Here is a 2,882-nt window from a genome sequence, read left to right as displayed (position 1 = left end):
CTCTCAAGTCTGTGCCTTTCTTCACATATTGTCTCAACAGACCATTTGCGTTTTCATTTGCACCTCGCTCCCAAGAGCTATAAGGATGAGCAAAATATATTTCTGCATCCAGTGCACCTCCAATCTCTTGATGACCCGCGAATTCTCTACCATGGTACATATTGAGTTATGCTCATTGAACAATCTATTTTGAAGGTGTCGACCATTCACCAATACTTATAGTGAGTAAGCAATAAGTGGAGTTAACTAATGATCGACATCACCAATAATAGTAAAAATTTAACCTTAGTTGCGATCGATATCGCAAAGAAAAGTCATGACGCTCTTATTCAATTTGCTAATGGACATTCTGTACAAATGAAAATTGAAAACTCATTGCAAGGCTATCAGCGGTTATGGGTAGAATGTTGTAAGCATGCCTCAGTTGTTCGTATCGGGTTTGAGCCAACTGCTGATTACCATCGCAATGTTGCTTATTGGTTTCAACAACAAGGGGCACAATGTCACCTCGTGTCTTCATTATCATGCGCTCGTGCAAGAGAGATGCTTTATCAGACATGGGATAAGAATGATCGCAAAGATACCTCCGTGATTATGTACTTGTTAAATCAAGGAATGTCGCGTCCGTTCTTTGACCCTTTGGTTCATCAAACGATGGATATACAAGAGTTGTCAAATACCTACCATCAAGTAACCATTGCTAGAACACGTTGCTTAAACAGCCTAGTTAACCATAACCTGACATTATATTTCCCTGAAGCCGAACAATTTTTTCATAACTCCAGATCGGAATGGTTTTGTGATTTCTTATTAAAATTTCCAACCCCTGCATCCATTACGAGATATCGAAAAGCCACATTTGTAAAACGGGCATGGGATGTTATTGGCCGTAAACAGTATAAATTGCAATTTTTAGAGCATCTTTATGATATCGCTGAAACATCAATTGCATTACCTGTAGATATCAAAAGTGTCGCTGTGGAAACGTATCGAATACAATTGCAGCGTTATATTGATTTAACGCGCCAGCGATTAGCACTAGAGCGCAAGTCTGAGCAGTTTTTATCTCAGCGGTCAGATTACAAACGCCTGAAAACAATACCAGGTGTTGGTGCAATCATCGCATTAATTATTATTGCTGAAAGTGGTGATTTATGTCGATTTAATCATTATCGACAATATTTAAACTATTGCGGTTTTAACTTATCTGCTTTGCAGAGTGAACAAAAGAAGGGTAGCTATAAATTATCGAAGCGTGGAAATGCACGTCTAAGGTATGGTTATTGGCTTGCAGCAAACGCTGCAATCAGAATGAGAGAAAATAGTTTCCGCTATAAGTATGAGCGTTATATTAAGATCAACGGTCGATCTGCTGATACAAAGCGAAAAGCCTACACAGCTGTAGCGGTTAAATTAGCCAGAGTTGCCCACTCTATCGTTAAAAACGATGTAGATTACCATGGCTATCATGAGGTTTTTCGGGGGGACGTAAATCACGTTGCCGTTGAGGCGCATTAAGCGACCTAGTAGATAATGCTCTACGTCCTCGACTTTTAATAATGCTATGTTAAGTCCGTTAGTGCCCTTTAAATAGGGACACCTGTACATCATGGTAAGCAATATTTTTTGTGAGCGATACAGAGTTCTAGTCGCAAACTAAGTGACACGATAGTTACATAAAACGTGTAGCTCGGGATGTTACGTCTCAAAAAATGGTTGACTAAACAGGTAGTCCGTTATCTGCTGTGATTGTGTGTACACAGTCTTTAAATGGCAAAAGCATCTCTATTGTCGCCTTAGTCACTGCATCAGCCGATTTAGACGACACTTTCTTCGCTAAATAAAAGCGGCTTTTTCGCTCTAAGATGGTGACGATAGCGCCTGTACCATGCTTACCTAATACAGTATCGATTTCCCAATCCCCGAATCGCTCTTGGCTATCCACAATTGATGGGCGCTCATCAATGGATACCGCATTTTTTATTGTTGGCACCTTCTCTTTTAGGCCTTTGCGATATCGTTTTTGTCCTTGCCTCAAGTGACGATAGAGTTGACTGCCTTGACGTTTATCTCGCGCAACATAACGATAAATCCATTCATGACTAATGCAAGCTCCTACACTTGTAAGGACATTGGATATTTGCTCAGGGCTCCAGTCGATACTAAGCAGCACGCGAACAAACGCAATACGCTCACTAGGTATTCGATATTTGCGAGCGGCTTTGCGCCTGCGAACCGAAAAAGCATGAGCATTATGAGGGCAATAACCCCCATGTGCTTTATTTCTTTTTAACTCACGATACACCGTTGCACGATGGCACTTCACTTTTTTGGCAATTTCGGTAATTGAAATTCCCAGTTCCAAAAGGGTAGAAATCTGGTATCTTCTCCCCTCGGTCAACTGCTGATAACTCATAGTAGTACTGCTTGTTTCTTTGGCGAGAAACGAAGTCTAAAAGTGACACCCAAACAAAGTTTGAGACCAATAGACAGGCCACCTTCAATCTGAAACATCGCTTAGTCAGTAAAATCAAATGAACTAAATGCGCTATAAGCTCAAAGATAGGGAAAACTGAGCTCATACGCATCTAAAATGCACCGCCAATTCACCAAGCTATGGTGTATTGGTTATATAGAAATTATCTTGATGATATAGCAATCAAGCCAGTAACATTTCACACTGCGTATAATTAGCGCGCCATTTTATTTCTAGGCTCGCGCAATAATTATCAAGCTTTTTAGGTCGCCCTACTTCGCCGTGAAATACTTTAGTAAATTGGGTGGTGAGTTTTTGCCAGTTCTCTGGGGCGATATTGAGTCTGTCTAGAATTGGTGAGTTGATTAGGCTTATAGCGCCTCGCTTACCTGCCCGCATACATCGG

General features: G+C 40.8%; 1 protein-coding gene and 3 pseudogenes. 1 reads left to right on the top strand and 3 read right to left on the bottom strand.

The features are described 5' to 3' along the window. Positions 1-154 (bottom strand): annotated as a pseudogene (locus tag CWC18_RS13380) (IS30 family transposase); the annotation flags it as partial. A gap of 95 nt (positions 155-249) precedes the next feature. Here CWC18_RS13380 and CWC18_RS13375 point away from each other — a divergent pair. Beyond that, positions 250-1,518, top strand: coding sequence for an IS110 family transposase (locus CWC18_RS13375; protein ID WP_138675440.1), 1,269 nt, complete (start codon positions 250-252; stop codon positions 1,516-1,518). Between the two features lie 214 nt (positions 1,519-1,732). On the opposite strand, the pseudogene CWC18_RS13370 reads toward CWC18_RS13375, so the two are convergent. Together CWC18_RS13370 and CWC18_RS13365 are read right to left on the bottom strand one after the other, a co-directional pair. Next, positions 1,733-2,416, bottom strand: a pseudogene (locus tag CWC18_RS13370) (IS30 family transposase); the annotation flags it as partial. A gap of 243 nt (positions 2,417-2,659) precedes the next feature. Further along, positions 2,660-2,882, bottom strand: a pseudogene (locus CWC18_RS13365) (transposase); the annotation flags it as partial.

This window comes from Pseudoalteromonas aurantia, from assembly GCF_005886875.1.
GTDB classification, from domain to species: domain Bacteria; phylum Pseudomonadota; class Gammaproteobacteria; order Enterobacterales; family Alteromonadaceae; genus Pseudoalteromonas; species Pseudoalteromonas aurantia_A.
Note: the sequence above shows the minus strand (reverse complement) of the source record. Positions and strands in the feature narration are given on the sequence as shown.